The organism is Sphingomonas sp. MA1305, from assembly GCF_016107325.1.
Classification (GTDB): domain Bacteria; phylum Pseudomonadota; class Alphaproteobacteria; order Sphingomonadales; family Sphingomonadaceae; genus Sphingomonas.
Genome location: NZ_RCVT01000001.1, coordinates 447,955 through 473,734, shown reverse-complemented (window position 1 = coordinate 473,734; position 25,780 = coordinate 447,955). Strand labels below are relative to the sequence as shown.

At 68.1% G+C, this 25,780-nt stretch carries 30 protein-coding genes and 1 other RNA gene; 25 read left to right on the top strand and 6 right to left on the bottom strand.

Going from position 1 to position 25,780, the window contains the following annotated elements:
• Positions 1–172 precede the first annotated feature (172 nt).
• Both D9601_RS02245 and D9601_RS02240 read left to right on the top strand, forming a co-directional pair.
• Positions 173–1,546 carry a DEAD/DEAH box helicase gene (locus D9601_RS02245; RefSeq protein WP_198352305.1) on the top strand — a complete coding sequence of 458 codons (1,374 nt, stop codon included), beginning with the start codon at positions 173–175 and terminating at the stop codon, positions 1,544–1,546.
• Positions 1,547–1,942: 396 nt separating this feature from the next.
• Complete coding sequence (locus D9601_RS02240; protein WP_198352304.1) at positions 1,943–2,209, top strand: hypothetical protein; 267 nt, start codon at positions 1,943–1,945, stop codon at positions 2,207–2,209.
• A gap of 190 nt (positions 2,210–2,399) precedes the next feature.
• Here D9601_RS02240 and D9601_RS02235 read toward each other — a convergent pair whose 3' ends face one another.
• The gene (locus D9601_RS02235; protein ID WP_198352303.1) at positions 2,400–3,191 is read right to left on the bottom strand and encodes a crotonase/enoyl-CoA hydratase family protein; all 792 of its coding nucleotides are present in this window, start codon (positions 3,189–3,191) and stop codon (positions 2,400–2,402) included.
• Positions 3,192–3,267: 76 nt separating this feature from the next.
• On the opposite strand from D9601_RS02235, the gene D9601_RS02230 reads away from it, so the two are divergent.
• Positions 3,268–3,693 carry a PaaI family thioesterase gene (locus tag D9601_RS02230; RefSeq protein ID WP_198352302.1) on the top strand — a complete coding sequence of 142 codons (426 nt, stop codon included), beginning with the start codon at positions 3,268–3,270 and terminating at the stop codon, positions 3,691–3,693.
• On the top strand, positions 3,690–4,076 hold the full coding sequence (locus D9601_RS02225; protein WP_198352301.1) for a PaaI family thioesterase: 387 nt from the start codon (positions 3,690–3,692) through the stop codon (positions 4,074–4,076). Before D9601_RS02230 ends, D9601_RS02225 begins: the two co-directional genes overlap by 4 nt.
• 3 nt (positions 4,077–4,079) lie before the next feature.
• Here the strand turns inward: D9601_RS02225 and D9601_RS02220 are convergent, their stop codons facing one another.
• Positions 4,080–5,321, bottom strand: coding sequence for a PQQ-dependent sugar dehydrogenase (locus D9601_RS02220; protein WP_198352300.1), 1,242 nt, complete (start codon positions 5,319–5,321; stop codon positions 4,080–4,082).
• A 174-nt stretch (positions 5,322–5,495) separates the two neighbouring features.
• Here D9601_RS02220 and rimP point away from each other — a divergent pair, with 174 nt between their 5' ends.
• The 12 genes from rimP to pnp all read left to right on the top strand — a co-directional run bounded on the left by rimP (position 5,496) and on the right by pnp (position 17,903).
• A complete protein-coding gene (gene rimP / locus D9601_RS02215) occupies positions 5,496–6,092 on the top strand; it encodes a ribosome maturation protein RimP (protein WP_198352299.1) in 597 nt (198 codons plus the stop codon).
• A gap of 1 nt (position 6,093) precedes the next feature.
• Positions 6,094–7,710, top strand: coding sequence for a transcription termination factor NusA (nusA, locus tag D9601_RS02210; protein ID WP_198352298.1), 1,617 nt, complete (start codon positions 6,094–6,096; stop codon positions 7,708–7,710).
• Entirely contained in the window at positions 7,710–7,940 is a 231-nt protein-coding gene (locus D9601_RS02205) for a tautomerase family protein (RefSeq protein ID WP_198352297.1), read from the top strand. Before nusA ends, D9601_RS02205 begins: the two co-directional genes overlap by 1 nt.
• A 171-nt stretch (positions 7,941–8,111) precedes the next feature.
• Complete coding sequence (locus D9601_RS02200; RefSeq protein WP_198352296.1) at positions 8,112–8,819, top strand: DUF448 domain-containing protein; 708 nt, start codon at positions 8,112–8,114, stop codon at positions 8,817–8,819.
• On the top strand, positions 8,816–11,650 hold the full coding sequence (gene infB / locus D9601_RS02195) for a translation initiation factor IF-2 (protein ID WP_198352295.1): 2,835 nt from the start codon (positions 8,816–8,818) through the stop codon (positions 11,648–11,650). The genes D9601_RS02200 and infB overlap by 4 nt, the downstream gene beginning before the upstream one ends.
• Positions 11,651–11,793: 143 nt before the next feature.
• Positions 11,794–12,180, top strand: coding sequence for a 30S ribosome-binding factor RbfA (rbfA, locus tag D9601_RS02190; RefSeq protein WP_198352294.1), 387 nt, complete (start codon positions 11,794–11,796; stop codon positions 12,178–12,180).
• A 120-nt stretch (positions 12,181–12,300) separates the two neighbouring features.
• Positions 12,301–12,876: a thymidine kinase gene (locus tag D9601_RS02185; protein ID WP_198352293.1), complete on the top strand. Its 576-nt coding sequence runs from the start codon at positions 12,301–12,303 to the stop codon at positions 12,874–12,876.
• Between the two features lie 73 nt (positions 12,877–12,949).
• Entirely contained in the window at positions 12,950–13,639 is a 690-nt protein-coding gene (locus tag D9601_RS02180; RefSeq protein ID WP_198352292.1) for a site-2 protease family protein, read from the top strand.
• A gap of 60 nt (positions 13,640–13,699) precedes the next feature.
• Entirely contained in the window at positions 13,700–14,092 is a 393-nt protein-coding gene (locus D9601_RS02175) for a hypothetical protein (RefSeq protein ID WP_198352291.1), read from the top strand.
• A 42-nt stretch (positions 14,093–14,134) separates the two neighbouring features.
• On the top strand, positions 14,135–15,124 hold the full coding sequence (truB, locus tag D9601_RS02170; RefSeq protein ID WP_198352290.1) for a tRNA pseudouridine(55) synthase TruB: 990 nt from the start codon (positions 14,135–14,137) through the stop codon (positions 15,122–15,124).
• 17 nt (positions 15,125–15,141) lie between these two features.
• Positions 15,142–15,411: a 30S ribosomal protein S15 gene (gene rpsO / locus D9601_RS02165; protein WP_198352289.1), complete on the top strand. Its 270-nt coding sequence runs from the start codon at positions 15,142–15,144 to the stop codon at positions 15,409–15,411.
• A gap of 161 nt (positions 15,412–15,572) precedes the next feature.
• Positions 15,573–17,903 (top strand): polyribonucleotide nucleotidyltransferase, encoded by a 2,331-nt coding sequence (gene pnp, locus D9601_RS02160; RefSeq protein ID WP_198352288.1) that lies wholly within the window; start codon positions 15,573–15,575, stop codon positions 17,901–17,903.
• A 107-nt stretch (positions 17,904–18,010) separates the two neighbouring features.
• On the opposite strand, the gene D9601_RS02155 is transcribed toward pnp, so the two are convergent.
• Positions 18,011–18,385 (bottom strand): response regulator, encoded by a 375-nt coding sequence (locus D9601_RS02155; RefSeq protein ID WP_198352287.1) that lies wholly within the window; start codon positions 18,383–18,385, stop codon positions 18,011–18,013.
• A 79-nt stretch (positions 18,386–18,464) separates the two neighbouring features.
• Between D9601_RS02155 and D9601_RS02150 the strand changes: the two genes are divergently transcribed.
• The 3 genes from D9601_RS02150 to D9601_RS02140 are packed head-to-tail and all read left to right on the top strand — an operon-like array spanning position 18,465 to position 20,208.
• Positions 18,465–18,875 carry a Crp/Fnr family transcriptional regulator gene (locus tag D9601_RS02150; protein ID WP_198352286.1) on the top strand — a complete coding sequence of 137 codons (411 nt, stop codon included), beginning with the start codon at positions 18,465–18,467 and terminating at the stop codon, positions 18,873–18,875.
• Between the two features lie 6 nt (positions 18,876–18,881).
• Positions 18,882–19,235, top strand: a complete 354-nt coding sequence (locus D9601_RS02145) for a Crp/Fnr family transcriptional regulator (protein WP_332837939.1) — start codon at positions 18,882–18,884, stop codon at positions 19,233–19,235.
• Positions 19,222–20,208, top strand: a complete 987-nt coding sequence (locus D9601_RS02140; RefSeq protein WP_198352284.1) for a sensor histidine kinase — start codon at positions 19,222–19,224, stop codon at positions 20,206–20,208. Before D9601_RS02145 ends, D9601_RS02140 begins: the two co-directional genes overlap by 14 nt.
• Before the next feature lie 13 nt (positions 20,209–20,221).
• Here the strand turns inward: D9601_RS02140 and D9601_RS02135 are convergent, their stop codons facing one another.
• A complete protein-coding gene (locus D9601_RS02135; RefSeq protein WP_198352283.1) occupies positions 20,222–20,995 on the bottom strand; it encodes a class II aldolase/adducin family protein in 774 nt (257 codons plus the stop codon).
• Between the two features lie 169 nt (positions 20,996–21,164).
• Between D9601_RS02135 and D9601_RS02130 the strand changes: the two genes are divergently transcribed.
• A complete protein-coding gene (locus tag D9601_RS02130; RefSeq protein ID WP_198352282.1) occupies positions 21,165–21,356 on the top strand; it encodes a hypothetical protein in 192 nt (63 codons plus the stop codon).
• A gap of 89 nt (positions 21,357–21,445) precedes the next feature.
• On the opposite strand, the gene ssrA is transcribed toward D9601_RS02130, so the two are convergent.
• Positions 21,446–21,813: a transfer-messenger RNA gene (gene ssrA / locus D9601_RS02125) on the bottom strand.
• A 51-nt stretch (positions 21,814–21,864) separates the two neighbouring features.
• Here ssrA and D9601_RS02120 point away from each other — a divergent pair.
• The gene (locus tag D9601_RS02120; protein WP_198352281.1) at positions 21,865–22,296 is read left to right on the top strand and encodes an RrF2 family transcriptional regulator; all 432 of its coding nucleotides are present in this window, start codon (positions 21,865–21,867) and stop codon (positions 22,294–22,296) included.
• 59 nt (positions 22,297–22,355) lie between these two features.
• Here the strand turns inward: D9601_RS02120 and mscL are convergent, their stop codons facing one another.
• Positions 22,356–22,811, bottom strand: coding sequence for a large conductance mechanosensitive channel protein MscL (gene mscL / locus D9601_RS02115; protein ID WP_198352280.1), 456 nt, complete (start codon positions 22,809–22,811; stop codon positions 22,356–22,358).
• A gap of 125 nt (positions 22,812–22,936) precedes the next feature.
• Here mscL and D9601_RS02110 point away from each other — a divergent pair, with 125 nt between their 5' ends.
• From D9601_RS02110 to D9601_RS02095, 4 genes are read left to right on the top strand one after another with little or no spacing between them, the layout of a single operon-like run.
• Positions 22,937–23,536 (top strand): LemA family protein, encoded by a 600-nt coding sequence (locus D9601_RS02110; protein ID WP_198352279.1) that lies wholly within the window; start codon positions 22,937–22,939, stop codon positions 23,534–23,536.
• 5 nt (positions 23,537–23,541) lie between these two features.
• A complete protein-coding gene (locus D9601_RS02105; protein ID WP_198352278.1) occupies positions 23,542–24,462 on the top strand; it encodes a TPM domain-containing protein in 921 nt (306 codons plus the stop codon).
• A gap of 13 nt (positions 24,463–24,475) precedes the next feature.
• A complete protein-coding gene (locus D9601_RS02100) occupies positions 24,476–25,147 on the top strand; it encodes a TPM domain-containing protein (RefSeq protein WP_198352277.1) in 672 nt (223 codons plus the stop codon).
• The gene (locus D9601_RS02095; protein ID WP_198352276.1) at positions 25,144–25,692 is read left to right on the top strand and encodes an NUDIX hydrolase; all 549 of its coding nucleotides are present in this window, start codon (positions 25,144–25,146) and stop codon (positions 25,690–25,692) included. Before D9601_RS02100 ends, D9601_RS02095 begins: the two co-directional genes overlap by 4 nt.
• Positions 25,693–25,780 lie beyond the last annotated feature (88 nt).

The window sequence follows — 25,780 nt, the reverse complement described above, 5'->3', positions numbered from 1 at the left end:
CACATGGCCGCTCATCGAGGCGTCATGCAGCGTGAACGGAGCTTGGCTCCCGGCTCCGCCTCGGTCGATCCGTTCAGGGCTTCCCTATTCACGCGGGGTGTCAGTTTTCCCCCGCCACCCGTGCGCCGTTGCCGGCGCTCACGGGCATGGCCCTTTGTTTGAGGTTTATACCATGTCCTTTTCCGATCTCGGCCTCGCCGAGCCGCTGGTCCGTGCGCTGGAAGCCAAGGGCTATTCCGAGCCGACGCCGATCCAGCGTGACTCCATCCCCACCCTGCTCGAAGGCCGCGACCTGCTCGGCATAGCGCAGACCGGCACCGGCAAGACCGCGGCCTTCGTGCTGCCGTCGATCCAGCGCCTCGTCGCCGCCAACAAGCGCGTGCTGCCGACCCATGTCCGCATGCTGGTGCTCGCCCCGACGCGCGAGCTCGCCGGCCAGATCGCCGACAATGCGCGCGGCTACGGCAAGTTCTCGAAGCTGACCGTTGCCACCGTGTTCGGCGGCACCAGTATCAACAAGAACCGTCAGGACGTGGCGCGCGGCGTCGACATCCTGGTCGCGACGCCGGGCCGCCTGATCGACCTGGTCGAGCAGGGCTTCGTCAATCTGTCGATGATCGAGATCCTGGTCCTCGACGAGGCCGACCAGATGCTCGACCTCGGCTTCATCCACGCTCTGAAGCGCATCGTGAAGATGCTGCCGAGGAAGCGCCAGACGCTGTTCTTCTCGGCGACGATGCCGCCGTCGATCCGCGAACTCGCCGACAAGTTCCTGACCGATCCCGCGACGGTGTCGGTGGTCCCCGCCTCCACCACGGCGGAGCGCGTCGACCAATATGTCACCTTCGTCAACCAGACGGAGAAGCAGGCGCTGCTGACTCTGGTGTTGCAGGATCCGGCGATCGACCGTGCGCTGGTCTTCACGCGCACCAAACATGGCGCCGATCGCGTCGTGAAGCTGCTCGCCGGCAACGGCATCGCCGCCAATGCGATCCACGGCAACAAGAGCCAGGGCCAGCGCGAGCGCGCGCTCGGCGAGTTCAAGGACGGCAAGGTCCGCATCCTCGTCGCCACCGACATCGCGGCGCGCGGCATCGACGTCTCGGGCGTCAGCCATGTCGTCAACTTCGAACTGCCCAACGTGCCGGAGCAATATGTCCACCGCATCGGCCGGACGGCGCGCGCCGGCAACAGTGGCATCGCCATCGCCTTCTGCGCCGATGACGAGCGGCCGTATCTCAAGGACATCGAGAAGCTGACCCGCCAGAAGGTCGCGGTGCGGCCGCTGCCCGACCAGTTCACTGCTAAGGCGGAGGCGATCAAGACGGCGCGGGTCAAGGCGATCGGCGCTGATCCGGCCCCGCGCGTCGACCTGCCGCGGCAGCGCCAGATCCCGAAGCCGCGCGCGACGCATGCGCCGACCTCGACCCGCGACTATGCCAATGCCAGCCGTAACCGGCGTGGCGGCGGCGGCGGTGGCCGCGGTCGCGGTCGCGGCGGCCAGGGCCGCGGCGGCGCGGGCGCCGGGACCGGCGCAAGCCGCTAAGCGGACCGGCGGCGCGGTGCTTTGACAGGCACCCGCCGCCGCCCCATTTGGCGCTTGCGGATGCTCGCGCTTCGCCTTCGCCGGGCATGCGATGCCCGTTTCGGCCAGAGCCGATCGACCTTCTCGGCATGGCAGGCCATTTCTCGTCATCCCGCGGAGGCGGGGATCCAGAACCCCTGACGTCACGGCTCGACAAGCAGCCTCCGCGCGCCTGGATTCCCGCCTGCGCGGGAATGACGGCAGGGCATTTTCCAAGCCTGCGATGGCTTCAGCTCGCAACGTCACGGCGTCGCCACGCTCGGAATGACGGTCGCCGCGCGCGAACTGCCGTCCTCGACACAGTCGTCGCTGAACCTCCCTCCCCGCTCGCGCATTGACGACGCGAAGGAGAGAGCCATGGACGTGTCCACCACCCCCATCGCCGAACGGATCGCCCGCGTACTCGCCGGCCAGCGGATCAGCGCCAATGCCGGCGGCGACGCCGAATCCGCCGGGGACGCGGTCGATGCCGCGTGGCGCGACTATCTCGCCGATGCCCGCGCGGTGCTGAAGACGCTGCGCGAGCCCGACCAGGCGATGGCCGCGGCGGGCGACCCGGCGATCTGGGAGCGGATGGTGCTCGCCGCGATCGCCGAATCCAAGCCGGAGACGGTGGTTCTCTAGGACCGACCGACGTTCATCATCGCAGCCATTGAACATACCCTGCCGTCATTCCCGCGAGGGCGGGAATCCGGACGCGCGGAGGCGGCTTGTAGAGCCGTGACGTCAGTGGTTCTGGATCCCCGCCTCCGCGGGGATGACGAAGCATGGCCTGCCATGCCGAATGTCGATCGGCTCTAAAGGCCGGCCGTCCTCAATCGACGAACTGCGCCAGACGCTTCTGCATGTTGGCCATGACCTGTTCGATCTGGTTCGGCGTCCGGATCAGTGCCAGCTGCTCCTCCGTCTCCGCCCGCAGCACCGTTTCGGCATCCGCCTCCGCCGCCTGATTGTAGAGTCGCTTGGCGCCGCGCACCGCATGCGGATTATGAGCTGCGATATCGCGGGCCAGCGCCAGCGCCTCGCCGATCGGATCCTCGCTGACGCGGGTGACGAAGCCGTGTCCCGCCGCCTCCGCCGCGTCGAATTCGCGCGCGGTATAGGTCAGTTCGCGCAGCACGTCGTCGCGCACCAGCGTCCGCCACAAGGCCACTCCCGCCATGTCCGGCACGATGCCCCAATGCAGTTCGCGGATCGCCAATCGGGTCCCCGGATGGGCCAGCCGGACATCGCCGCCGCTCGCCACCTGCAATCCGCCGCCCAGCGCGACGCCATGCAGCGCGACGATCACCGGCATCGGTAGCTCGCGCCAGCCCCAGGCGACATATTGCGCCAGATTGGCGATGCCGTGGCGCCGCGTCGCCAGGTCGATCCCGACTCCGTCGCCGCCCAATCCCGCCATCGCCGCCATGTCGAGGCCGGCACAAAAGGCCCGCCCCTCGCCCGACAGGACGACGCAGCGCACGTCCTGGCGCGTCTTCAGGGCGTCGATGGTCGCGGCCAGTGCCTCGAACATCGCGGGATCGAGCGCATTCATCTTGTCGGGCCGTGACAGGCGGACGTCGGCGATATGGTCCTCGACCCGGACGGTGACGCGGTCGCTCATCTCTCTCTCCCAGCTTTGCAGTTCCTTACCACCGCCGCCGCATTGCGCTACCTCCGCCGCCGTGTACAAACCGCGCATGAGCGGGTTCGACATCCAGCGGTTCACCGCACGCGGCTTCGGCGGCCATATCGGACGTATGGGGCTGAGCTATTATGACAGCGGTGCTGACTGGGTTTCGCTGGCCTTGCCCTATGCCGAGGATCTGGTCGGCGAGCCCGAAACGGGAGTGGTCGCGTCCGGTCCGATCGTGACGATGATGGATACCGCCACCAGCCTGGCCGTGTGGGTAAAGCTGGGCCGGTTCCAGCCGCAGGCGACGCTCGACCTGCGCGTCGACTATCTGCGCCCGGCGCGGCCCGGCAAAACCGTGATCGGCCGCGGCGAGTGTGTGAAGATCACCCGCTCCGTCGCCTTCGTCCGCGGCGTTGCCTATGACGAGGGCCCCGACGACCCGCTCGCCCAGGTTGCGGGCACGTTCATGCTGATGAGCAATTGGTCGTGACGCTGCCGCCCTATGCCAGGTTGCTCGGCGTCACCGTCGAGACGCAGGACGATGCCGCGCCGCTGATCGTCATGCCGTTCGGCGACGACGTGCTCGGCCGCCCCGGCTTCCTGCACGGCGGCGCGATCGCCGGGCTGCTCGAGATCGCGGCGATCGCCGCGCTGCGCCACGCGCTGGCGGCGGAGGGCGGCGGTCGCATCAAGCCGATCGGCGTCACCGTCGACTATATGCGCGGCGGCCGCGACAAGCCGACATTCGCTCAGGGCATAGTGAGCCGCCTCGGCACGCGCGTCGCCAACGTCGATGCGACCGCCTGGCAGGACGATCCCGCAAAGCCGATCGCCCGCGCCCGGATGAACTTCCTTCGTATGCGCGAAGATTGAGAACTATTTGGCGGTCAGCCGCAGCAGCCGCCCGCCCGCGCCCTTGCCGCCGTCCTCCAGCAGCCAGATCGCCCCGTCGGGCGCCTGGGCGACATCGCGGATGCGGGTGCCCATGTCCCATTGGTCCTTCGCCGCCGCCCGCGCGCCATCGACCGCGACGCGGATCAGCGATTCGTCCGACAGCGCCGCGATGAACAGCGAGCCCTTGTATTGCGGGAACATCGCGCCCGAATAGGCGATCATCCCGCCCGGCGAGATTGACGGGTTCCACCACAGCACCGGCGCTGCAAGGTCAGGGCGGCTCGGATGATCGGGGATCGGCTTGCCCGAATAATTGTCGCCGTTGGACACGACCGGCCAGCCATAGTTGCGGCCCGGCTCGATCAGGTTGAGCTCGTCGCCGCCCTTCGGCCCCATCTCCTCTTCCCACAGGCGGCCGTCGGCGGTGAAGACGAGGCCGTAGGGATTGCGATGGCCGCTGGTCCAGGTCATCGCCTGCACCCCGCCCTTGGCATACGTCGGATTGCCCGGCCACGCCTTGCCGTCGAGCGTCAGGCGCAGGATCTTGCCGAGCAGCTGCTGCGGGTCCTGCGCCGGCGTGAAGCGCTGCCGCTCGCCCGAGGTCAGGAACAGCGATCGGCCATCGGGTGCGAAGGCGATGGTCGCGCCATATTGGCCGCCGGGCCCGTCCGATCCGGCGCGCCAGATCACGGTGACGTCGCGCAGCGCCGGCGTGGTGCCGGCCGCGTCGAGCGTGCCGCGGGCCAGCGCCAGGCTGCTGCCGCCATTGGGCCGCGGCTCGGCGTAGGTCAGGTAAATGACGCGGCTCTGCGCGAAGCTCGGGGCGATGGCGACGTCGAGCAGGCCGCCCTGCCCACCCTGCGCGACGCTCGGCACGCCGCCGACCGGCACCGCGCCATCGGCACGACGCAGCATCAGCCGCCCCGCCTTCTCGGTGACCAGCAATTGGCCGTCGGGCAGGAAGGCCATGGCGAACGGTGCCTCGAAGCGGCCGATCTCCGCCACCGCGAAGGGCGGCGGCGTCTTGGGCAAATTGGCCCGGCCGGTGGTCGCGGGCACGTTGCGGATCGACGGATCGGCGGGCGCGTCGCGCGGCACCGGGGCGTTCGCTCCGGCCGGCTGCGGGCCCTGCGGCCCCTGCAGTCCAGCGGGCGCCGTCTGCTGCGGCTGCGCGGAACAGGCGGTTCCGATCATCGATAGGGCAAGCAGGGCGGCGCGGTGCATCGATCTCTCCCAGGAAGGCGTCCTGTCATAACCGCTTACCGCGTCGGCGGTTGCCCGCTTGCGCGGCAGGGACATGCAGCGTATATGGCGCATGTCTTCTCTTACATCGCCAGGTGAAAGAGGCTGCGGGGTCCCCTCCGCGGCGCCGACAACGCACATCCCGTAAAGGTCCCCATGGTCGATATCGCCCTCCTCACGCAGATCATCGAACCCGAAGCCAAGGCGCTCGGCTTCGATCTCGTGCGCGTGAAGATGTTCGGCGGCAAGTCGGACCCGACCTTGCAGGTGATGGCGGAGCGGCCGGATACCGGCCAGCTGACGATCGACGATTGCGCCGACCTGTCGCGCCGCATCTCCGACCGGCTCGACGAACTTGAGGCGGAGGGGCGCGACCCGATTCCGGACGCCTATCGGCTCGAAGTGTCCTCGCCCGGCATCGACCGTCCCCTCACCCGCCCGCAGGACTATGCGAACTGGGCCGGGCACGAAGCGAAGATCACGCTGACCGACAAGGTCGACAACCGCAAGATCCTGACCGGCGATCTGGTCGGCATCGATGGCGAGAACGTAACGATCGACGTCCGCGGCCACCAGCCGATGACCGTGGCGCTGCCGCAGATCGCCGATGCCAAGCTGACGATCACCGACCGGCTGATCGCCGCCACCGCGCCCCTGTCGACGGAAGGCGCGGACGAATTCGTGGAAGTGTCCGACGATGCGGACACCGCCGACACCAATGACAACGATGCCCTGAAGGAAGGACACGCTTAAGATGGCCAGTGTTGCCACCGCCAATCGCGCGGAGCTGATCGCGATCGCCAATTCGGTCGCGTCGGAGAAGATGATCGACAAGGCGATCGTCATCGAGGCGCTGGAGGAAGCGATCCAGCGCGCGGCCAAGACCCGCTACGGCATCGAGAACGACATCCGCGCCAAGCTCGACCCGCAGACCGGCGACTTGCGCCTGTGGCGCGTCGTCGAGGTGGTCGAGGCCGTCGACGACTTCTTCAAGCAGGTCGACGTCGCGCAGGCGCAGAAGCTGCAGAAGGGCGCGGCCGTCGGCGACTATATCGTCGATCCGCTGCCGCCGATCGAGTTCGGCCGCATCCAGGCGCAGGCGTCGAAGCAGATCATCTTCCAGAAGGTCCGCGACGCCGAACGCGACCGTCAGTATGAAGAGTTCAAGGACCGCCAGGGCGAGATCATCACCGGCGTCGTCAAGCGGGTCGAGTTCGGCCATATCGTCGTCGACCTCGGCCGCGCCGAGGGCGTCATCCGTCGCGACCAGCAGATCCCGCGCGAGGTGGTGCGCGTCAACGACCGCATCCGGTCGCTGATCCTCAACGTCCGCCGCGAGAACCGCGGGCCGCAGATCTTCCTCAGCCGCGCGCATCCCGACTTCATGAAGAAGCTGTTCGCGCAGGAAGTGCCCGAGATCTACGACGGCATCATCACCATCCAGGCCGCCGCCCGCGATCCGGGCAGCCGCGCCAAGATCGGCGTGATCAGCCGCGACAGCAGCATCGATCCGGTCGGCGCCTGCGTTGGCATGAAGGGCAGCCGCGTGCAGGCTGTCGTGCAGGAGATGCAGGGCGAGAAGATCGACATCATCCCCTGGTCGCCCGACACCGCGACCTTTGTCGTCAACGCGCTCCAGCCCGCGTCGGTCAGCCGCGTCGTCATCGACGAGGAAGAGGACCGGATCGAGGTGGTCGTGCCCGACGACCAGCTCTCCCTCGCCATCGGTCGCCGCGGCCAGAACGTCCGCCTCGCCAGCCAGCTGACCGGCAAGGCGATCGACATCCTGACCGAGGCCGACGCCTCCGAGAAGCGCCAGAAGGAATTCGTCCAGAATTCCGAGATGTTCCAGAACGAGCTCGACGTCGACGAGACGCTGGCGCAGCTGCTGGTCGCCGAGGGCTTCGGCGCACTGGAAGAGGTCGCCTATGTCGAGCTCGACGAACTCGCCGCGATCGAGGGCTTCGATGAGGATCTGGCGCAGGAGCTGCAGAGCCGTGCGCAGGAAGCGCTCGACCGTCGCGAACAGGCTGCCCGCGAGGAGCGCCGGTCGCTCGGCGTCGACGACGCGCTGGCCGACATGCCGTACCTGACCGAGGCGATGCTGGTCACGCTCGGCAAGGCGGGCATCAAGACGCTCGACGATCTCGCCGACCTCGCCACCGACGAATTGGTCGAGAAGAAGCGCGCCGAGCCGCGTCGCCGCAACGACGATGCCCCCAAGCGCCCCGAGCCGAAGGGCGGCATCCTCAGCGAGTACGGCCTGAGCGACGAGCAGGGCAATGAGATCATCATGGCGGCGCGCCAGCATTGGTTCGCGGACGAAGAGCCGGCCGCCGACGCCGAAACCGCGGAGGGCGAGGAGGCCTGATGCCGTTCGTCTCGATCCGACTGGCCGGCTCCGCGACCAAGGAGCAGAAGGCGGGTGTCGTCGCGGACGTGACGGCCTCGCTGGTCGCGCGTCTCGGCAAGAACCCCGCCGCGGTCCAGATCGTGATCGAGGAGGTTTCGACCGAGAATTACGCGGCCGGGGGGCAGTTGCTCGCCGATCGCGATGCTCCCAAGCCGAGGGAGGACGCGCATGCGGTTCCCTCGCAATGAGACGCTAGGTCACCTCGGACCACTGGGCGGCACGCTCGCCCAACCCACAGTGTCATTCCCGCGTTGGCGAGAATCCAGACTGGCTGACCGTATGGCTTTTGCCATGCGCGTTGCGTCTCTGAATCCCCGCCTCCGCGGGGATGACGGGGCTCGTGGGCGGGAGGCGCACGCATGAGCGAGCCCGTCCGCAAGTGCATCCTGTCGCAGGAACGTGACGCGCGCGACTCGCTCGTCCGTCTCGCGCTCGCCCCCGACGGCCAGATCCTGCCCGACGTCCGCGCCAAGGCGCCGGGGCGCGGCGCCTGGATCGGCGTGTCGCGCGCCGAGCTGGAAGAGGCGATCGCCAAGAAGCGGCTGCGCGGGGCGTTGCTGCGCGCGTTCAAGGGCGCGGACCTCGTCATTCCCGACGACCTGCCGCAGCGGATCGCCGATGCGCTGGAACGCAACGCGCTCGACCGGCTCGGCCTCGAGGCGAAGTCCGGCACGTTGCTGACCGGATCGGAGCGGATCGAGACCGCGGCCCGGTCCGGCCAGCTCCATGCCCTCTATCACGCCGCCGATGCGAGCGACGACGGACGGCGCAAGCTGGCTCAGGCCTGGCGCGTTGGTTCGGACAAGGAAGGTTCCGACCTCAAGGGCTTGGCACTGCCTGTCGCACGCCCCATATTGTCGTTGGCGCTGGGCCGCGAGAATGTGGTACACATAGGCCTGACCGACCGCGCTGCCGCCGCGCGGGTGAGCGATGCGCTCGACCGCTGGCTGCATTTTATCGGAACCGAATCTGCCCCTGCGCCTTGCGAAACGGCCTCGCGAGGTTCATCGCCCTCCGGCTCTTCCGGGGCGCTGCCGGCCGTAGACGTAAACGAGGATTTTGAGTGAGCGAGACCGACAACGACAAGCCGAAGCTCGGAATGCGCGCGCCCTTGGGGTTGAAGCGCACGGTCGAGACCGGCCAGGTGAAGCAGAGCTTCAGCCACGGCCGCTCCAACACCGTGATCGTGGAAACCAAGCGTCGCCGCGTGCTCGGCCGTCCGGGCGAGACGCCGGCGGCTGCGCCCGAGCCGACGCCGGTCGCCGCGCCGGCTCCTGCGCCCGAGGCCCGCACCGCGCCGCCGGCGCCGCGCCCTGCCCCGGCCGGTGAGACCGCGCAGGAGCGCCAGGCCCGCCTGCTGCGCGAGGCGGAAGAGCAGCGGATGCACGCTCTTGAGGAAGGCCGCCGTCGCGAGGAGGCCGAGCGTGCCCGTGCCGCCGAGGAGGAGCGTGCCCGCGCCGCCGAGCGTGCGGCCGCACCCGCCGCAGCGCCCGAACCCGCGCCGCAGCCCGAACCCGAGGCGCCGCAGCCGGCGCCCGTGACGGAAGCGGCCGCGCCGACGCCGACCGTGTCGGTTCCGACGCCCGCCGGCCGCGGCTTCCGCCCGGTCGAGCGGCCGGTGCCGGCTCCGCAGCCGGTCGCCGAAGAGGCCCCTGCTCCGGAGCCGGTCCAAGCTGCCACGCCTGCGCCCGCACCGGTCGAGGCGGCGCCCGCTCCTGCTCCGACGCCGGCACCGCAGCCGGCTGCGCCCGAGCCGACGGCGCCGACCGTCGAGCTTGGCCGCGACCCGTCGCTGCCGGCGCCGCGCCGCTTTTCGCCGGTCGCCCGCCCGGAGATTCCGAAGCCTGCGCCGAAGCCCGCGCCGGCACCGGTCGCCGCACCGAGCGCGCCGGCCCAGACCGGAAGCGCCGCCGCGCCGAACCGGCCGATGCCGTCGGGCCAGGCGACGCCGCGCAACGCGCCGCCGAGCCGTCCGCAGCAGCGCGACCGCAAGGGCGACGAGCGTCGCGGCGGCAAGCTGACCGTCAACCGCGCGCTGAACGAGGACGGTGGCGCCCGCGCCCGCAGCCTCGCAGCGCTGAAGCGCGCGCGCGAGAAGGAAAAGCGTGCGTTCGGCGGCCCGCGCGAGCAGCAGGCCAAGCAGGTCCGCGACGTGCAGGTGCCCGAGGCGATCACCGTCTCCGAACTCGCCAACCGCATGGCGGAAAAGGGTGCGGACCTGGTCAAGGCGCTGTTCAAGATGGGCATGCCCGTCACGCTCAACGCGACGATCGATCAGGACACCGCCGAGCTGCTGGTGACCGAATTCGGGCACAACATCGTGCGCGTCTCCGATTCGGACATCGACCTTGCGGTCGACACGACCGAGGATGCGACCGATCAGCTGCAGCCGCGTCCGCCGGTGGTGACGATCATGGGTCACGTCGACCACGGCAAGACCAGTCTGCTCGACGCGCTGCGCGGCACCGATGTGGTGCGCGGCGAGGCCGGCGGCATCACCCAGCATATCGGCGCCTATCAGGTCACGCTGAAGGACAAGTCGAAGGTCACCTTCCTCGACACGCCGGGCCATGAGGCGTTCACCGCGATGCGCGCCCGCGGCGCCGATGTCACCGACATCGTCGTGCTGGTGGTCGCGGCGGACGACGGGCTGATGCCGCAGACGATCGAGGCGATCAACCACACCAAGGCGGCCGGCAAGCCGATGATCGTCGCGATCAACAAGATCGACAAGTACGAGGCGAATCCGCAGCGCGTGCGCGAGCGTCTGCTCGAGCATGAGGTGGTGGTCGAGAGCATGGGCGGCGACGTCCAGGAAGTGGAAGTCTCCGCGCTCAAGAAGACCGGTCTCGACGAGCTGATCGAGAAGATCCAGCTGCAGGCCGAAATCCTCGAGCTGAAGGCCAACCCCGATCGCGCCGCCGAAGGCACCGTGGTCGAGGCGAAGCTGGACAAGGGTCGCGGCCCGGTCGCGACGGTGCTGGTCACCCGCGGCACGCTGAAGGTCGGCGACGTCTTCGTCGTCGGCGCGGAAAGCGGCAAGGTGCGCGCGCTGATCGACGACAAGGGTCGGCAGATCAAGAGCGCCGATCCGTCGATGCCGGTCGAGATCCTCGGCATCTCCGGCGTTCCCTCGGCGGGCGATCCGCTGCAGGTCGTCGAGAGCGAGGCCCGCGCCCGCGAGGTCGCGGAATATCGCCAGGGCGTGCTGACGCAGAAGCGCACGACGGCGGCCCCGGCGAGCCTGGAGAGCATGTTCTCCGCGCTCAAGGCCAATCAGGCGATCGAATATCCGGTCGTGGTCAAGGCCGACACGCAGGGCACGGTCGAGGCGATCGTCGCGTCGCTCAACAAGCTGTCGACCGACGACATTCGCGTGCGCATCCTGCATTCGGGCGTCGGCGGCATCACGGAGAGCGACGTCAACGTCGCCGCGGCAAGCGGAGCGCCGATCATCGGCTTCAACGTCCGCGCCAACGCCAATGCGCGCCAGATCGCCGAGCGTCACAAGGTCGCGTTGAAGTATTATGACGTGATCTACGACCTGATCGACGAGATCCGCGCCGGCATGGCGGGCGAGCTCGGGCCGGAGGCGTTCGAAACCGTCGTCGGTCGTGCCGAAATCCGCGAGGTCTTCTCGGCGGGCAAGCACGGCAAGGCCGCCGGTCTGCTGGTGGTCGAAGGTGCGATCCGCAAGGCGCTCAAGGCCCGCATCACGCGCAACGACGTCATCATCTACGTCGGCGAGATCGCGTCGCTGCGGCGCTTCAAGGACGACGTGGCGGAAGTCCGCGCCGGCCTGGAATGCGGCGTCACCTTCTCGAACAACTTCATCGATATTCGCTCCGGCGATTTCCTGGAGACGTTCGAGGTCGAGCTGCGCGAACGCACGCTGTAACACTCTAATCCCTCTCCCCTCGGGAGAGGGAGGGAGCCGGCATAGCCGGCGGAAGGGTGAGGGTGATGTGAGGGTAGTGACACCCTCACCCTCCCACCGCCTGACGGCGGCGGGCCCCTCCCTCTCCCGTCGGGAGAGGGAATATGCAAAAAGACCCCCAGGAAAAATCGGTCCGCACCCTGCGCGTCGGCGAACAGGTGCGTCACATCCTGTCCGACATCCTGCAGCGCGGCGACGTTCACGACGAAACACTGGCCAGCCACATGGTCAGCATCACGGAAGTGCGCATGTCGCCCGACCTGCGTCACGCCACCGTCTTCGTGAAACCACTGCTCGGCAAGGATGAGGAGGCGGTGCTGAAGGCGCTGCGCACCAACACCGCCTATCTGCAACGCGAAGTCGCGCACCGCATCAAGATGAAATATGCGGCCAAGCTCAAGTTCCTCAGCGACGAGAGCTTCGACGAAGGCAGCCATATCGACGCGATCCTGCGCAAGCCGGAAGTGGCGCGCGATTTGGGCGAGGATTGAACCGGGCCACGTCGCTGCGTTCAAACACCGCGGGTGACATCGCCCGATCGAGCCCTCATCAGTTAGGAACGGGATCGTCGCCGGCTAGACAAGACCCTGATCCTGCGGTCTGACACGGCGATGGCCAAGCTGTATTTCTACTACGCCTCTATGAATGCGGGCAAATCGACCACGCTGCTGCAGGCGGATTTCAACTATCGCGAGCGCGGCATGGCGACGATGCTGTTCACCGCGGCAATCGACGACCGGTTTGCGTTCGGCACGATCACCAGCCGGATCGGCCTGGAGGCGCAGGCGACGCCGTTCGACGCGCAGACCGATATGGCCGCCCGTGTGGCCGAGCGGCATGCCCGCGAGCCGCTCGCCTGTGTGCTGGTTGACGAGGCGCAGTTCCTGACCGCCAAGCAGGTCGATCAGCTCGCCCGCATCTGCGACGTCACCAACATACCGGTGCTCGCTTATGGCCTGCGCACCGATTTTCGCGGGCAGCTGTTCGAAGGCTCGGCGCGGTTGCTCGCGCTCGCCGACGCCTTGGTCGAGATCAAGTCGGTCTGCGTCTGCGGTCGCAAGGCGACGATGAACCTGCGCGTCGACGCCGCCGGCCGTGCGATCGCCGAAGGGCAGCAGACGGAGATCGGCGGCAACGACCGTTACGTCGCCCTGTGCCGGCGACATTTCAGCGAAGCGCTGGGCTGACCGACGCCGGTTCGGCACGACGCGACCCTGCCAGCCACTGGCGCTTTGCCCCCGCCCCGGCCATATCGGGGTGATGAGCCCGGACCATATCGTCTACCGCACCGCCGTGTGGATCATCCCGCTGATCATCGCGATCGTCTTTCACGAGGTCGCGCACGGCTGGATGGCGAAATGGCTGGGCGATCCGACCGCCGCGGAACGGCGGCGGCTGAGCTTCAATCCCATCCGTCACGTCGATCCCGTCGGCACGCTGATCCTGCCGCTCGGCCTCGCCATCGCCGGTGCGCCGGTGTTCGGCTGGGCGAAGCCGGTGCCGGTGGTCGCGGCACGGCTGCGCAATCCGCGCTGGGGCATGGTGGCGGTGGCACTCGCCGGCCCGGGGATGAACCTGATCCTCGCCACCATCGCCGCCGTGGCGCTCGGCCTGACCGCGGCCGGCGTCGGCCAGGGACAGCCGGGACCGGTTGCCGCCTTCATCATCGCCAATCTGATCAGCTTCCTGTGGGTCAACGTTTTCCTGGCGCTATTCAACCTGTTGCCGCTGCCGCCGTTCGACGGCGGCCACGTCGTCGAGGGCGTGCTGCCGCGCCCGCTCGCGGCGCGCTACGCGCGGCTGGGTCAGCTCGGTATCGTGCTGCTGCTCGGCCTGCTGGTCGTGTTGCCGATGATCTCGCCCCGCCTAGACGTCGTCCAGCATCTGATCGCGCCGCCGGCGCAGGCGCTGGTGGGGTGGTTCCTGTCGCTGGCGGGTGCGATCGCCTGACCGGGTCGGAACCGCCGGCGCTCATCCCCGGTTCAAGCGGCATCGCCTAGGAGGACCGTCATGCGAAGCCTGCTCTGCCTGGCGCTCGGCGCCACCGTCATCGTCCTTCCCGCCGCGGCGCAACAGCGCACCTCGACGGGCAAGGAAACCGTCATCACCTTCGCGGGCAACGGCGGTCTGCGCGACTGGCAGGCGGGGCCGCCCGACAGCGGCATCGTCTATGTGCGCGATCGCAACCTCAACTGGTATCGCGTCCAGCTCACCGGTCCTTGCGCCCGCGATCGCGCGCTCGACACGCTGCGCTACACCACCGACGTCAACGGCACGTTCGATCGCTTCTCGCGGGTCAGCCTCGCCCGCTATCCGAACCAGATCTGCGGCGTCACCAGCATCCGCACCAGCCTGCCGCCGAAGGGCCAGCCGGGTGCGCCCAAGGTCAACCCGCCGCGCTGATCCGCGCTTGCATCGCGGCGTGGCTCCGCTAGGCGCGCGGCGATGCACGGTTGGATGATCATCGACAAGCCGCTGGGCCTGGGGTCGACCCAGGGCGTCTCGGCGGTCAAGCGGGCGCTGCGTCAGGGCGGCTATGGCAAGGCCAAGGTCGGGCACGGCGGCACGCTCGATCCGCTCGCCACCGGCGTGCTGCCGATCGCATTGGGCGAGGCGACCAAGCTCGCCGGGCGGATGCTCGACAGCGACAAGGCCTATGCCTTCACCATCCGCTTCGGCGAACAGACCGACACGCTCGATGCCGAAGGCGCGGTGATCGCGACCTCGCCGGTGCGTCCGACCATGGCGGAGGTCGAGGCGGTGCTGCCGGGCTTCACCGGGCCGATCTCGCAGGTGCCGCCGGCCTATTCGGCGCTGAAGGTCGACGGGGAGCGGGCGTACGACCTCGCGCGGGCGGGCGCGGAGGTGGTGCTAAAGAGCCGGGACGTGACCATCTATTCCCTATCCTCCCCGGCACGGGACGGGGGACCATTCGAAGGATGGTGGAGGGGGCTTTCCTCGAGTGATGGCGCCTGTGGCAGCCCCCCCCCCACCGCCCCCGGCGGTCCCCCTCCCCGGGCCGGAGAGGATATCGACGAAATCACCCTGGTCGCCCATGTCTCCAAGGGCACGTACATCCGCAGTCTCGCCCGCGACATCGCGCTGGCGCTCGGCACCGTCGGTCACGTCTCGATGCTGCGCCGGCTGAAGGCGGGGCCGTTCGACCTCTCCCGCGCGATATCGCTGGACAAATTGCACGATGCCGCTATGGCCCGCGATCTTGAACACCTACTCCTGCCGCTGAGGGCGGGGCTGGACGACATCCCGGCTCTTGCTCTCGAACCCGACCAGGCAGGGGCGCTCCGTCAGGGGCGTGTGCTGGCCGGGATCGCCGCAGACGATGGCTCCGCGTTCGCGATGCTGGGGGATGTCCCGGTCGCGCTGGTGGAGGTGGAGGACGGTTTCGTCCGCGTCGTCCGTGGCTTCAACCTGTAGTAATAGAAAGGACGACGATGTCGATCACTGCAGAGCGCCGCCAGGAGCTCATCAAGGAACACGCCCGTCAGGAGGGCGACACCGGTTCTCCCGAGGTGCAGGTCGCGATCCTGTCGGAGCGCATCAAGAACCTGACCGAGCACTTCAAGGGCCACGCCAAGGACAATCACTCGCGCCGCGGTCTGCTGATGCTGGTCAACAAGCGTCGCAGCCTGCTCGACTACCTCCGCCACAAGGATGGCGATCGGTATCTGGCGCTGATCGCAAAGCTCGGCCTTCGCAAGTAATCCGGCAAGGGCGGCTCTCGGGCCGCCCTTCTCGCATCTGCCCCCGCGCAATCCGGCGTCGCGGGCATAGGGGCGACGCAACGTCCCGCACCGCCGCGGACCGGTTTAGTCCGCGAGACAGGCCCCGGACGGGATAGGCCCGCCGGAGTGAAGGAAATAGAATGTTCGATACCAAGAAGGTGGAAATCGAGTGGGGCGGCAAGACGCTGACCCTCGAGACGGGCCGCGTCGCCCGCCAGGCCGACGGCGCGGTGCTCGCGACCCTCGGCGAAACGGTCGTGCTGTGCGCCGTCACCGCCGCCAAGAGCGTCAAGGAAGGGCAGGACTTCTTCCCGCTGACCGTCCATTACCAGGAGAAGTATTCGGCCGCGGGTCGCATCCCCGGCGGCTTCTTCAAGCGCGAGCGCGGCGCCACCGAGCGTGAGACGCTGATCAGCCGCCTGATCGACCGTCCGGTCCGCCCGCTGTTCCCCGAGGGCTTCTACAACGAGATCAACTGCATCGCGCAGGTGCTGTCGTATGATGGCGAGAACGAGCCCGACATCCTCGCGATGGTCGCCGCCTCCGCCGCCCTGACCATCTCGGGCGTGCCCTTCATGGGCCCGATCGGTTGCGCGCGCGTCGGCTACAAGGACGGCGAATATCAGCTCAACCCGACCGACGGCGAAGTCGCCGAGGGTGAACTGGACCTGGTCGTCGCCGCCACGCACGACGCCGTCATGATGGTCGAATCCGAAGCCAAGGAGCTGTCGGAAGAGGTCATGCTCGGCGCGGTGATGTTCGCGCACAAGGCGTCGCAGCAGGTGATCGACGCGATCATCGATCTCGCCGAACAGTCCGCCAAGGATCCGTGGGAGCTCGCTCCCGTCGCCGACAAGTCGGAGACGATGGCCAAGCTGAAGAAGGCGATCGGCAAGGACGTCGAAGCCGCCTACAAGCTGACCGACAAGCAGGCCCGCCAGAATGCGCTCAACGCCGCCCGCACCAAGGCGCGCGAGGCGTTCGCCGACCTCAAGGACAGCGATCCGGCCCAGTATCTCGGCACGCTGAAGCTGGTGAAGAAGCTGGAGGCGGACATCGTCCGCACCGCGATCCTGAAGGAAGGCCGCCGTATCGACGGGCGCGACACCAAGACGGTGCGCCCGATCGCGTCGGAGGTCCACTTCCTGCCGCGCGCCCACGGTTCGGCGCTGTTCACCCGCGGCGAGACGCAGACGATCGCGACCACCACGCTCGGCACCCGCGACGCCGAGCAGATGGTCGACGGCCTCGGCGGCCTGACCTACCAGCACTTCATGCTGCACTATAACTTCCCGCCCTATTCGGTCGGCGAAGTCGGCCGCTTTGGCGCGCCGGGCCGTCGCGAGATCGGCCACGGCAAGCTGGCCTGGCGCGCGCTGCACCCGGTGCTGCCGACCAAGGAGGAATTCCCCTACACCATCCGCGTGACCAGCGACATCACCGAGTCGAACGGCTCGTCGTCGATGGCCACCGTCTGCGGCGGCTCGCTGTCGCTGATGGATGCGGGCGTGCCGCTGAAGCGTCCGGTGTCGGGCATTGCCATGGGCCTGATCCTCGAGGGCAAGGACTTCGCCGTCCTGTCCGACATCCTGGGTGACGAGGATCACCTGGGCGACATGGACTTCAAGGTCGCCGGCACGTCCGAGGGCATCACCAGCCTGCAGATGGACATCAAGATCGCCGGCATCACCGAGGAGATCATGAAGGTCGCGCTGGCGCAGGCCAAGGACGGCCGCGCGCACATCCTCGCTGAGATGAACAAGGCGCTGGGCGAGACCCGCACTGAACTGTCGGCGCATGCGCCGCGCATCGAGACGATGTCGATCGACAAGTCGAAGATTCGCGACGTGATCGGCACCGGCGGCAAGGTGATCCGCGAGATCGTCGCCACCACCGGCGCCAAGGTCGACATCGACGACGAAGGCGTGATCAAGATCAGCTCGTCCGACGCGTCGCAGATCGAGGCGGCGATGAACTGGATCAAGGGCATCGTCGAAGAGGCCGAGGTCGGCAAGGTCTACAACGGCAAGGTCGTCAACCTCGTCGACTTCGGCGCGTTCGTGAACTTCATGGGCGGCAAGGACGGCCTCGTCCACGTCTCGGAGATCAAGAACGAGCGCGTCGAGAAGGTCTCCGACGTCCTCAAGGAGGGCCAGGAGGTCAAGGTCAAGGTCCTCGAGATCGATCCGCGCGGCAAGGTTCGCCTGTCGATGCGCGTCGTCGATCAGGAGACCGGCGCCGAGCTGGAAGACACCCGCCCGGCGCGCGCGCCGCGTGAGGGCGGCGATCGTGGTCCGCGTGGTGACCGCGGCGACCGCGGTCCGCGCCGTGACGGCGGCGACCGCGGTGGCGAGGGCCGTGGCCCGCGTCGCGACCGCGGCGACCGGCCGCGCCGCGAGCGCAGCGAAGGTGGCGACAATGGTCCGGCCCCGGACTTCGCGCCGGCCTTCCTGACCGGCGATCGCGACTGATTGAAAAAGGGCCCGGTAGCGATACCGGGCCCTTTCCTTTTCGGCTTCCGCCAATCTGTCATGTCGGCCGCTATGGTCGGGGCGCGGGGCGTGGCAGAGCCAGCCCCCTACCCCCACAGCGCCTCCGCCGCCCGCATCAGCCCTGCCGCCGATACCGGCTTCTCGCACCGCGGCAGCCCCTGATAGGCGACGGGGATCGTCGCCAGATCGTAGCCCGTGGTCAGCAGTACCGCGACGCCGTCGCCGATCAGCCGGTCGATCAGCGGATAGACCATCGTGTCGCGCAGATTGATGTCGAGCACCGCCGCGTCGATGTGCGGCTCCGACTGGGTCAACCGCATCCCCTGCGGCAGCGACGCCGCCGGACCAACCACCTCGGCTCCCGCAGACGCCAGCGCCCGCGCTAGGTCATCGGCGATCAGATATTCGTCCTCGACCACCAGAACGCGCTTGCCGTGCAGCGATGAAACAGCAGATGACATTTTTTACCCCTTGTTTTTGCAAGGAATAATTCACCCACTCCGATAAGCGCTAACATGGATGAACGAAGGCGATTAGGATATGGTCACAGTCGCGGCCATGTTCCACGACCATGCCCATCCGCTGATCGCACGGCTCGGTCATTATGTCCGCTTCTCGGCCGACGAACGTGCGATGCTGGACAAGGCGCTGGCCGGTCCGACGACGACGCTGCGGCAACGCCGCGACCTGATCCGCGAGGGCGACCGGCCACGCGGCGTGCCGCTGATCCTCGAAGGCTGGGCGTTCCGCTACAAGACGCTGGAAGATGGACGGCGGCAGATCATCGCCTTCCACCTGCCCGGCGACCTGTGCGACCTGCACGGCTATATCCTCGATGAGATGGACCATTCGCTCGGCGCTTTGACCGCGGTCCGCTATCTGGAGATCAGCCGCGACCGCATCGAGGCGCTGGGTGCGCACAGCCCGCGGTTGACCCATGCGCTCTGGTAGGACACGCTGACCAAGGCGGCGATCCAGCGCGAATGGATCGTCAATCTGGGGCAGCGCGACGCGATCGAACGGCTGGCGCATCTGTTCTGCGAATTGTTCTTCCGACTGCGGGCGGTCGGGCTGGTGTCGGGGAATCGCTGCGACATACCGCTGACCCAGACCGACTTGGCCGAGGCGACGGGCATGACGCCGGTCCACGTCAACCGGATGATCCAGGATCTGCGCGCCCGTGGCCTGATCCGCTGGAAAGGCGGCGAGTTCGAGGCGCTCGATCTTGACGGATTGTGCGACGTCGCGATGTTCAATCCCAGCTATCTGCATCTGGATCGGGAAGGACGGGGGCTGGATGCGCAGGACTGACGCGGCCGGCACGTTTCCGCGCGGCCCGACCTTTCCTTTTCCCCAACCCGGCTGGCGCGGCACGGCGGACGGCGAATGTACCTGGGTGTCGCCGGCCTGGACGATGCTGACCGGCCAGACCGGTCTGCACGCCATGCGCTACGGTTGGTTGTCGCACATCCACGGCGACGACCGGCTGCGGCTGGCGCGCATGTGGCGCCGCGCCGCCATCGCTGGCCACGGCCGCACCGACGTGCGGCTGATCGCCGCCAACGGTGTGCCGCGCTGGTATCGGATCGAAACGGTGCGCGAGCCCGCCCAGACCGGCTGGAGCGCGGTCGGCATGGACGTCGACGACCTGCACCAGCGATTGGCAGACCAACGGGAGCAACGCGCCGCCCTGCAGCATCGTGTCCGCAACACGCTGGCGGTGATCCGCTCGATCGCCCGACGCACCGCCGAGAATAGCGAGACGGTGGAGGATTATCGCGTCCACTTCGACGGCCGCCTTGCCGCCTTCGCCCGCACGCAAAGCCATATCCTGCGGGCGAGCAATCGTGGCGTCGACCTGGAGGGCTTGCTCGCCGACGAGTTCCTCGCCAACCGCGCCGGCGACGACGTCACCCTTGCCGGGCCCGAAGTACGGCTGGCGCCGCGCCTCGCCGATCTGCTCGGCCTCGCTTTTCACGAGTTGGTGGCCAATGCCGTGCAATTCGGCGCGCTGTCCGGCGACGGCGGCCGGTTGGACATCGCCTGGCAACTCGCCGGCGAGCACGCCAATCGCTGGCTTCATTTCTCGTGGCGCGAGACCTTGCCCGGTTCTGCTGCGCCACTGACCGCACCCGACCATGAAGGCTTCGGCCTGGAATTGCTGACCCGCAGCTTGCCCTATGAGGTCGACGCCCGCGTCGAGGTGATGTTCGAGGCTTCGGGCTTCCGTGTCGAGCTTGACGTGCCGATCGACGGCGGCCGCCTCGCCCGGCCGCGACCCTGAACGCCGCGCGCGGTCAGTCGCGATAGCCCGGATCGATCCGGTCCAGCTTGCGCAACAGGGCCGGCCAGGCCAGCGCCTGCGCCAGCATGCCCAGCCCCTTGGGATTGGATTGTTGCGCGACCTTGCCTTCGACGCCCTGCGGCGGCGCGTTGAGCGCCTCGCGGCCCGCCGCCAGCATCAGCACCTGCGCCTCGCAGGCGCGTTCGAGGAAATAGAGCCGCAGGAAACAGGCCGCGACGCTCTCGCCGACGGTCAGCGTGCCATGGTTGCGCAGGATCATCGCGTGGCGCGTGCCGAGATCGGCGACCAACCGCTCGCGCTCTTCCAGATCGGTCGCGATCCCCTCATAATCGTGGTAGGCGACGTCGTGGCCGGCGATCATCGCGGTCTGGGTGTGCGGCAGCAGCCCGAACTCCATCGCCGACACCGCTTGGCCGTGCGGCGTGTGCAGATGCATCACCGCCACCGCATCCTCCCGCGCCATATGGATGGCGGAGTGGATGGTGAAGCCCGCCGGATTGACCGGATGGCTCGACGGACCGACCGGCGCGCCGTTGACGTCGATCTTGACCAGGCTCGACGCGGTGATCTCCTCGAACATCATGTCATAGGGGTTGATCAGGAAATGATGTTCCGGCCCCGGCACCCGCGCCGACAGATGGGTGAAGATCAAATCGTCCCAGCCGTAGAGCGCCACCAGCCGGTAGGCCGCCGCCAGATCGACCCGCGCCTCCCATTCGCCGGGCGCCATGTGGTCGTTCGGGGCGGACAGTGCTGCGGTCGCCATGACACCTCTCCAGTTGTGATTTGCTACCGATGCTATCGCACCCGACCGCCGCCGGCAATGCCCCCGTCACAGGTGGTTAACCCTTGTAATCGCGATGAAATCCCGGCGCGCTAGAACAGTCTGCGGCAGGAATGGACGCGGGGTCCGGCCACACTGAGGGAGTAGGACGATGCCGAGCGACGCCGACCGCGATCGCCTCTATTTCGAACGACGGGAGGCGCAGGAACGCGTGCTTGCCGACCAGGCACGATCGGCCGAGGGCCGCCTCGTCCACCTTGAACTGGCACGCTGCTATGCGGAAATGAAGCGTGAGGTTCAGCCGGCGATCAGGCCGCGATTGCATCTGTTCCGCCAGGCCTGACCGCGCTTACCGGCGGGCCGCATGGCCGGACCGGCTTTACGCAGCAAAGGTCCGGAGGGTTCTGTTGCCCGGCCCCTCCGGCGGCCGCTGGAATCCGCTTCTGTTGCCCGGTGCGGTCCAACCGCGCTATTTTGGTGTAACGTCAGGCCGTTAGGCCGTCAGTTACGCCGCAATCGCGAGTGCTTCGTTATCGTTGGCACTTGTGTAATGGGCCGTTGCGGTGGTCCCATTCCGAGCGAAAACAGCGCCTTTCAACACACGTCGATCCTAGTTCGGCCCCATCAGCTACGCCGCTTCGGCCTCCCGCTTCCGCAGAGTGGCCAACCGGCGCAAGTGGTGGAGCCGCCGGGTACCGCCCCCGGGTCCGCTGCGTCTATTTTACGCCGCAGTTTATCGCCATAGCCGGCTGGAAGCCGACCCGGACGATATAGGCGCGCGATCGTGGCTCCGCAATGCGTGAAACAATCGCCTTTCGCTTGCCACATTATCGGCGCATAGCGCCGCAACCATGTTGACACAGCGTTCCCGTTATGCCCTGCGCGCCATGCTGTTTCTGGCGAGCGCGCCTGCCGCCAGCCCGCCGATCCCGATGACCCGGATCGCCGCTGAGGCGAACGTACCGCGCAAGTTTCTCGAACTGATCCTCGCCGACCTGCGCGACGCAGGGCTGTTGCACAGCACGCGCGGCAAGATGGGTGGCTATCGACTGTCGCGCCCGTCGCACCTGATTTCTCTGGGGGAGATCATCCGCGTCATCGAAGGACCGCTGGCCCTCGTTCCCTGCGTCAGCCGCACCGCCTACCGTCCCTGCAAGGACTGCAAGAGCGAGGCGGATTGCGCGATCCGCCACGCGATGATGCGCGTCCGCGACGAGACCGCGCGCATTCTCGACGGCACCAGCCTCGCCGACGCGACGGCGGAGGATCTGGCCGCGGCCTGATCCGCCGGAGCGCCGCCGTCTTCCCGCGCGGCAACGGCACGCGCCGCCGCCCGACCGCCTCAGACCCGGGGGCGTGCCTTCAGCTCGTCGCGGATTTCGCGCAGCAGCGCGATCTCGGCCGCCTCTGGCGCCGGTGCCGCCGCAGCCTCCGCCTTCTGCCGCTCGAGCAGGCCGCTTGCCCGGTTCACGGCGCGGACGATCATGAAGATGATGAAGGCGACGATCAGGAAGTTGACCAGCTGGGTGACGAACTCGCCATAGCCGAGCAGCGGTGCACCCGCCTTCTTCAGCGCGGCATAGTCGGTCAGCGAGCCCGTATAATTCGCCGGCACCGGCCCCAGGCGCAGGAAATAGCCGGAAAAGTCGAGGCCACCGAAGATCTTGCCAATGATCGGCATCAGCACGTCCTCGGTCAGCGAGGTGACGATCTTGCCGAATGCGGCGCCGATGATCACGGCGACGGCGAGGTCGAGGACATTGCCTCGCGCGATGAAGGCCCTGAATTCCTTGAACATCGTCCACCCTTTCGTGCGACATTGCGGTGCTGATCGAGGTTAGACGCCGATTTGCCCTTCGCCAAGCGCCACGACTGTCCTATATGCCTGATACAGAGCCAGAAGGTTCCTGCTTGGAGGATTTCATGCCGTCGCTTCGTTTCGCTTTTGCTCCCGTTGCCGGTGTCGTCCTGGTCGCCAGCCTGTCTGGCTGCGGCATCAACGCGGTGCCGACCGCGGAAGAGAATGTGAAGGCGCGCTGGGCCGACGTCCAGAACGACTATCAGCGCCGCGCTGACCTGATCCCCAACCTGGTCGCGACGGTGAAGGCCGCCGGCGCGCAGGAGAAGGACATTCTGGTCCAGGTGACGCAGGCGCGCGCCGCTGCGACGCAGGTGCAAGTCCCCGCCAGCCAGCTGTCCGACCCGACCAAGGTCCAGCAATATGAGCGCGCGCAGAACAACGTGACCATGTCGCTGCAGCGGCTGCAGGAGGCCTATCCCGAGCTGAAGAGCCAGGCGAATTACACCACGCTGATGAGCCAGCTGGAGGGCACGGAGAACCGGATCGCGATCGCCCGCCGCGATTACAACGAGGCGGTGCAGGCCTATAACACGCGCATCCGGACCTTCCCCGACGCGATCGGCGCACGCATCTTCTACGGCGCCAAGCCGCTGACCCCGTTCAGCGCGACCACGCCGGGAGCGGAGACGGCGCCGACGGTCAACTTCGGGAATGCGAGCTGAGGGCGATGCGCCCTCCCCTCGTTCGCTTCGCGGCGGCGCTGCTCGCCTTCGCGGGCGCGCTGCTGCTCGGCCTCGCGCCGGCGAGCGCGCAGACCTTTCCCCAATTTACCGGCCTGGTGGTTGACGCCGCCAACGTCCTGCCGCCGCAGACTGAGGCCGACCTGACGGCCAAACTGGAAGCGTTACAGCGAGACACGCACCGCCAACTGGTGATCGCGACGATCCCTGATCTTCAAGGCTATGCGCTGGAGGATTACGGCTACAAGCTCGGGCGGGAATGGGGTGTCGGGCTGCGCGACGTTAACAACGGTGTGGTCCTGTTCATCGCGCCCAATGCACCACCGGGGCAGCGGGGTGCGAGGATCGAGGTCGGCTACGGTCTAGAACCGGTACTGACCGACGCCTTGACCAGCGTCATCATCAATCAACAGATGCTGCCCCGTTTGAAGGCAGGTGACGTTCCCGGCGGAGTCACGGCCGGTGCCGACGCGATCATTGCACAGCTGCGCGCCAGCCCGGACGAGGCCAAAGCGCGCACCGATGCCGCCGCGAAGGAATTCGACGCGACGCACCGCCGTACCGCGTCGCGCAACGGCGGCGGCGTGCCGATCGGCCTGATCTTCTGGGCGATCATCCTGCTCTTCGTGGTCGTGCCGATGATCGTCGGGCGGCGGCGCAATGCAGGCCCATGGGGCCGTCGCTACGATGGCGGCGGCGGCAGCGCGCTGCCGATCGTGCTCTGGTCGATCGCCAATGAGATCGGCCGCGCCGCCAGCGACCGCGACGACGACGATCGCGGCGGCTGGGGCGGTGGCGGCGGTTGGGGTGGCGGCGGCGGCGGCTCCGACGGCAGCTGGGGCGGCGGCGGCTTCACCGGCGGCGGTGGCGGATCGTTCGGCGGCGGCGGCGCGTCGGGCAGTTGGTGAGGCGGAGGAACCGATGCACTTGACAGATGCCGATCGCGCCCGCGTCGCGCAGGCCGTGGCGGATGCCGAGCGCAACACCGCCGGCGAGATCGTCACGATCGTCGCCAAGCGCTCCGACGCCTATCACGACGTCGCGCTGCATTGGGCGGTACTGGCGATGCTGCTGGTGCTGGCGTTGCTCGCCTGGCGGCCGGAGGCGGCGGTGTGGGCGCACGGCCTCGTCGCCGACCCGTGGTCCGGTGCGCCCTCACCCGGCGGCCTCTACACCGTCGCGCTGGTGCTGCTCGCGATCGTCTTCCTCCTCGTCCGCGTCCTGCTCGCCGCGATGCCGCTGCGCATCGCACTGACGCCGGGGCGGACCAAGGCGCGCCGCGTCCACGCCCGCGCGCTGGCGCTGTTCCGCGCCGCGGCGGAGGCGCGCACGCGCGATGCCACCGGCGTGCTGATCTACCTGTCCGCCGACGAGCGTCGCGCGGAAATCATCGCCGACCGCGCCATCCACGGCCGCGTCACGCCCGACATATGGGGTGCGGCGATGGCGGCGCTGATCCACGGCATCCGCGATGGCCGGCCCGGCGACGGCATGGCCGCCGCGGTCGAGCAGGTCGGCCTCGTTCTTGCCGAGCATTTCCCGCCCCGCGCCGACGACACCAACGAGCTGCCGGACCGTTTGATCGAGCTATGACCGACACCACGACGACGACCGACGCCGCCCATATCATGTGGGAAGGCAAATATCTGACCGTGCGCCAGCAGGGCACTTGGGAATATGCCGAACGCCGTGGCGGCATCGACGCCGCGGTGATCGTCGCGGTCGATGCCGAGGGGCAGCTGATCCTCGTCGAGCAATATCGCATCCCGATCGGGCGCAACTGCCTCGAACTGCCTGCCGGCCTTGTCGGGGATTTGGATGCCGGCGAAGCCATCGCCGACGCGGCGCGTCGCGAGCTCGAGGAGGAAACCGGCTACCATGCCGCCCTCGTCGAGGAACATGGCCGCTTCTATTCCTCGCCGGGCATGACGTCGGAGGCGTTCACGCTCGTCGTCGCGCGCGATCTGACCCGCACCGGCGACGGCGGCGGCGACCAGGACGAGAATATCGTCGTCCACCGGGTGCCGGTCGACGAGGTCGAGGCGTTCATCGCCGCCAAGCGTCGCGAGGGGTTGGGCATCGACGCCAAGCTGCTGCTGCTGCTCGGAAGCGGCCTGCTGCGGGACCTGCGCGACTAGCGGCTCCGGCCCTATCCTTCCCGCTTGCGCTGCCTCTTTCCCGAAGGCGGCGAGGATCGACAAACGCCTGTCCTACAAGCCCGCGCGC

Excerpts from the sequence above, each read along its gene's own strand:
- D9601_RS02245 (WP_198352305.1), top strand. The coding sequence starts at position 173 with ATGTCCTTTTCCGATCTCGGCCTCGCCGAGCCGCTGGTCCGTGCGCTG.
- D9601_RS02240 (WP_198352304.1), top strand. The coding sequence starts at position 1,943 with ATGGACGTGTCCACCACCCCCATCGCCGAACGGATCGCCCGCGTACTC.
- D9601_RS02235 (WP_198352303.1), bottom strand. The coding sequence starts at position 3,191 with ATGAGCGACCGCGTCACCGTCCGGGTCGAGGACCATATCGCCGACGTC.
- D9601_RS02230 (WP_198352302.1), top strand. The coding sequence starts at position 3,268 with ATGAGCGGGTTCGACATCCAGCGGTTCACCGCACGCGGCTTCGGCGGC.
- D9601_RS02220 (WP_198352300.1), bottom strand. The coding sequence starts at position 5,321 with ATGCACCGCGCCGCCCTGCTTGCCCTATCGATGATCGGAACCGCCTGT.
- rimP (WP_198352299.1), top strand. The coding sequence starts at position 5,496 with ATGGTCGATATCGCCCTCCTCACGCAGATCATCGAACCCGAAGCCAAG.
- nusA (WP_198352298.1), top strand. The coding sequence starts at position 6,094 with ATGGCCAGTGTTGCCACCGCCAATCGCGCGGAGCTGATCGCGATCGCC.
- D9601_RS02205 (WP_198352297.1), top strand. The coding sequence starts at position 7,710 with ATGCCGTTCGTCTCGATCCGACTGGCCGGCTCCGCGACCAAGGAGCAG.
- D9601_RS02200 (WP_198352296.1), top strand. The coding sequence starts at position 8,112 with ATGAGCGAGCCCGTCCGCAAGTGCATCCTGTCGCAGGAACGTGACGCG.
- rbfA (WP_198352294.1), top strand. The coding sequence starts at position 11,794 with ATGCAAAAAGACCCCCAGGAAAAATCGGTCCGCACCCTGCGCGTCGGC.
- D9601_RS02185 (WP_198352293.1), top strand. The coding sequence starts at position 12,301 with ATGGCCAAGCTGTATTTCTACTACGCCTCTATGAATGCGGGCAAATCG.
- D9601_RS02180 (WP_198352292.1), top strand. The coding sequence starts at position 12,950 with ATGAGCCCGGACCATATCGTCTACCGCACCGCCGTGTGGATCATCCCG.
- D9601_RS02175 (WP_198352291.1), top strand. The coding sequence starts at position 13,700 with ATGCGAAGCCTGCTCTGCCTGGCGCTCGGCGCCACCGTCATCGTCCTT.
- truB (WP_198352290.1), top strand. The coding sequence starts at position 14,135 with ATGCACGGTTGGATGATCATCGACAAGCCGCTGGGCCTGGGGTCGACC.
- rpsO (WP_198352289.1), top strand. The coding sequence starts at position 15,142 with ATGTCGATCACTGCAGAGCGCCGCCAGGAGCTCATCAAGGAACACGCC.
- pnp (WP_198352288.1), top strand. The coding sequence starts at position 15,573 with ATGTTCGATACCAAGAAGGTGGAAATCGAGTGGGGCGGCAAGACGCTG.
- D9601_RS02155 (WP_198352287.1), bottom strand. The coding sequence starts at position 18,385 with ATGTCATCTGCTGTTTCATCGCTGCACGGCAAGCGCGTTCTGGTGGTC.
- D9601_RS02150 (WP_198352286.1), top strand. The coding sequence starts at position 18,465 with ATGGTCACAGTCGCGGCCATGTTCCACGACCATGCCCATCCGCTGATC.
- D9601_RS02140 (WP_198352284.1), top strand. The coding sequence starts at position 19,222 with ATGCGCAGGACTGACGCGGCCGGCACGTTTCCGCGCGGCCCGACCTTT.
- D9601_RS02135 (WP_198352283.1), bottom strand. The coding sequence starts at position 20,995 with ATGGCGACCGCAGCACTGTCCGCCCCGAACGACCACATGGCGCCCGGC.
- D9601_RS02130 (WP_198352282.1), top strand. The coding sequence starts at position 21,165 with ATGCCGAGCGACGCCGACCGCGATCGCCTCTATTTCGAACGACGGGAG.
- D9601_RS02120 (WP_198352281.1), top strand. The coding sequence starts at position 21,865 with ATGTTGACACAGCGTTCCCGTTATGCCCTGCGCGCCATGCTGTTTCTG.
- mscL (WP_198352280.1), bottom strand. The coding sequence starts at position 22,811 with ATGTTCAAGGAATTCAGGGCCTTCATCGCGCGAGGCAATGTCCTCGAC.
- D9601_RS02110 (WP_198352279.1), top strand. The coding sequence starts at position 22,937 with ATGCCGTCGCTTCGTTTCGCTTTTGCTCCCGTTGCCGGTGTCGTCCTG.
- D9601_RS02105 (WP_198352278.1), top strand. The coding sequence starts at position 23,542 with ATGCGCCCTCCCCTCGTTCGCTTCGCGGCGGCGCTGCTCGCCTTCGCG.
- D9601_RS02100 (WP_198352277.1), top strand. The coding sequence starts at position 24,476 with ATGCACTTGACAGATGCCGATCGCGCCCGCGTCGCGCAGGCCGTGGCG.
- D9601_RS02095 (WP_198352276.1), top strand. The coding sequence starts at position 25,144 with ATGACCGACACCACGACGACGACCGACGCCGCCCATATCATGTGGGAA.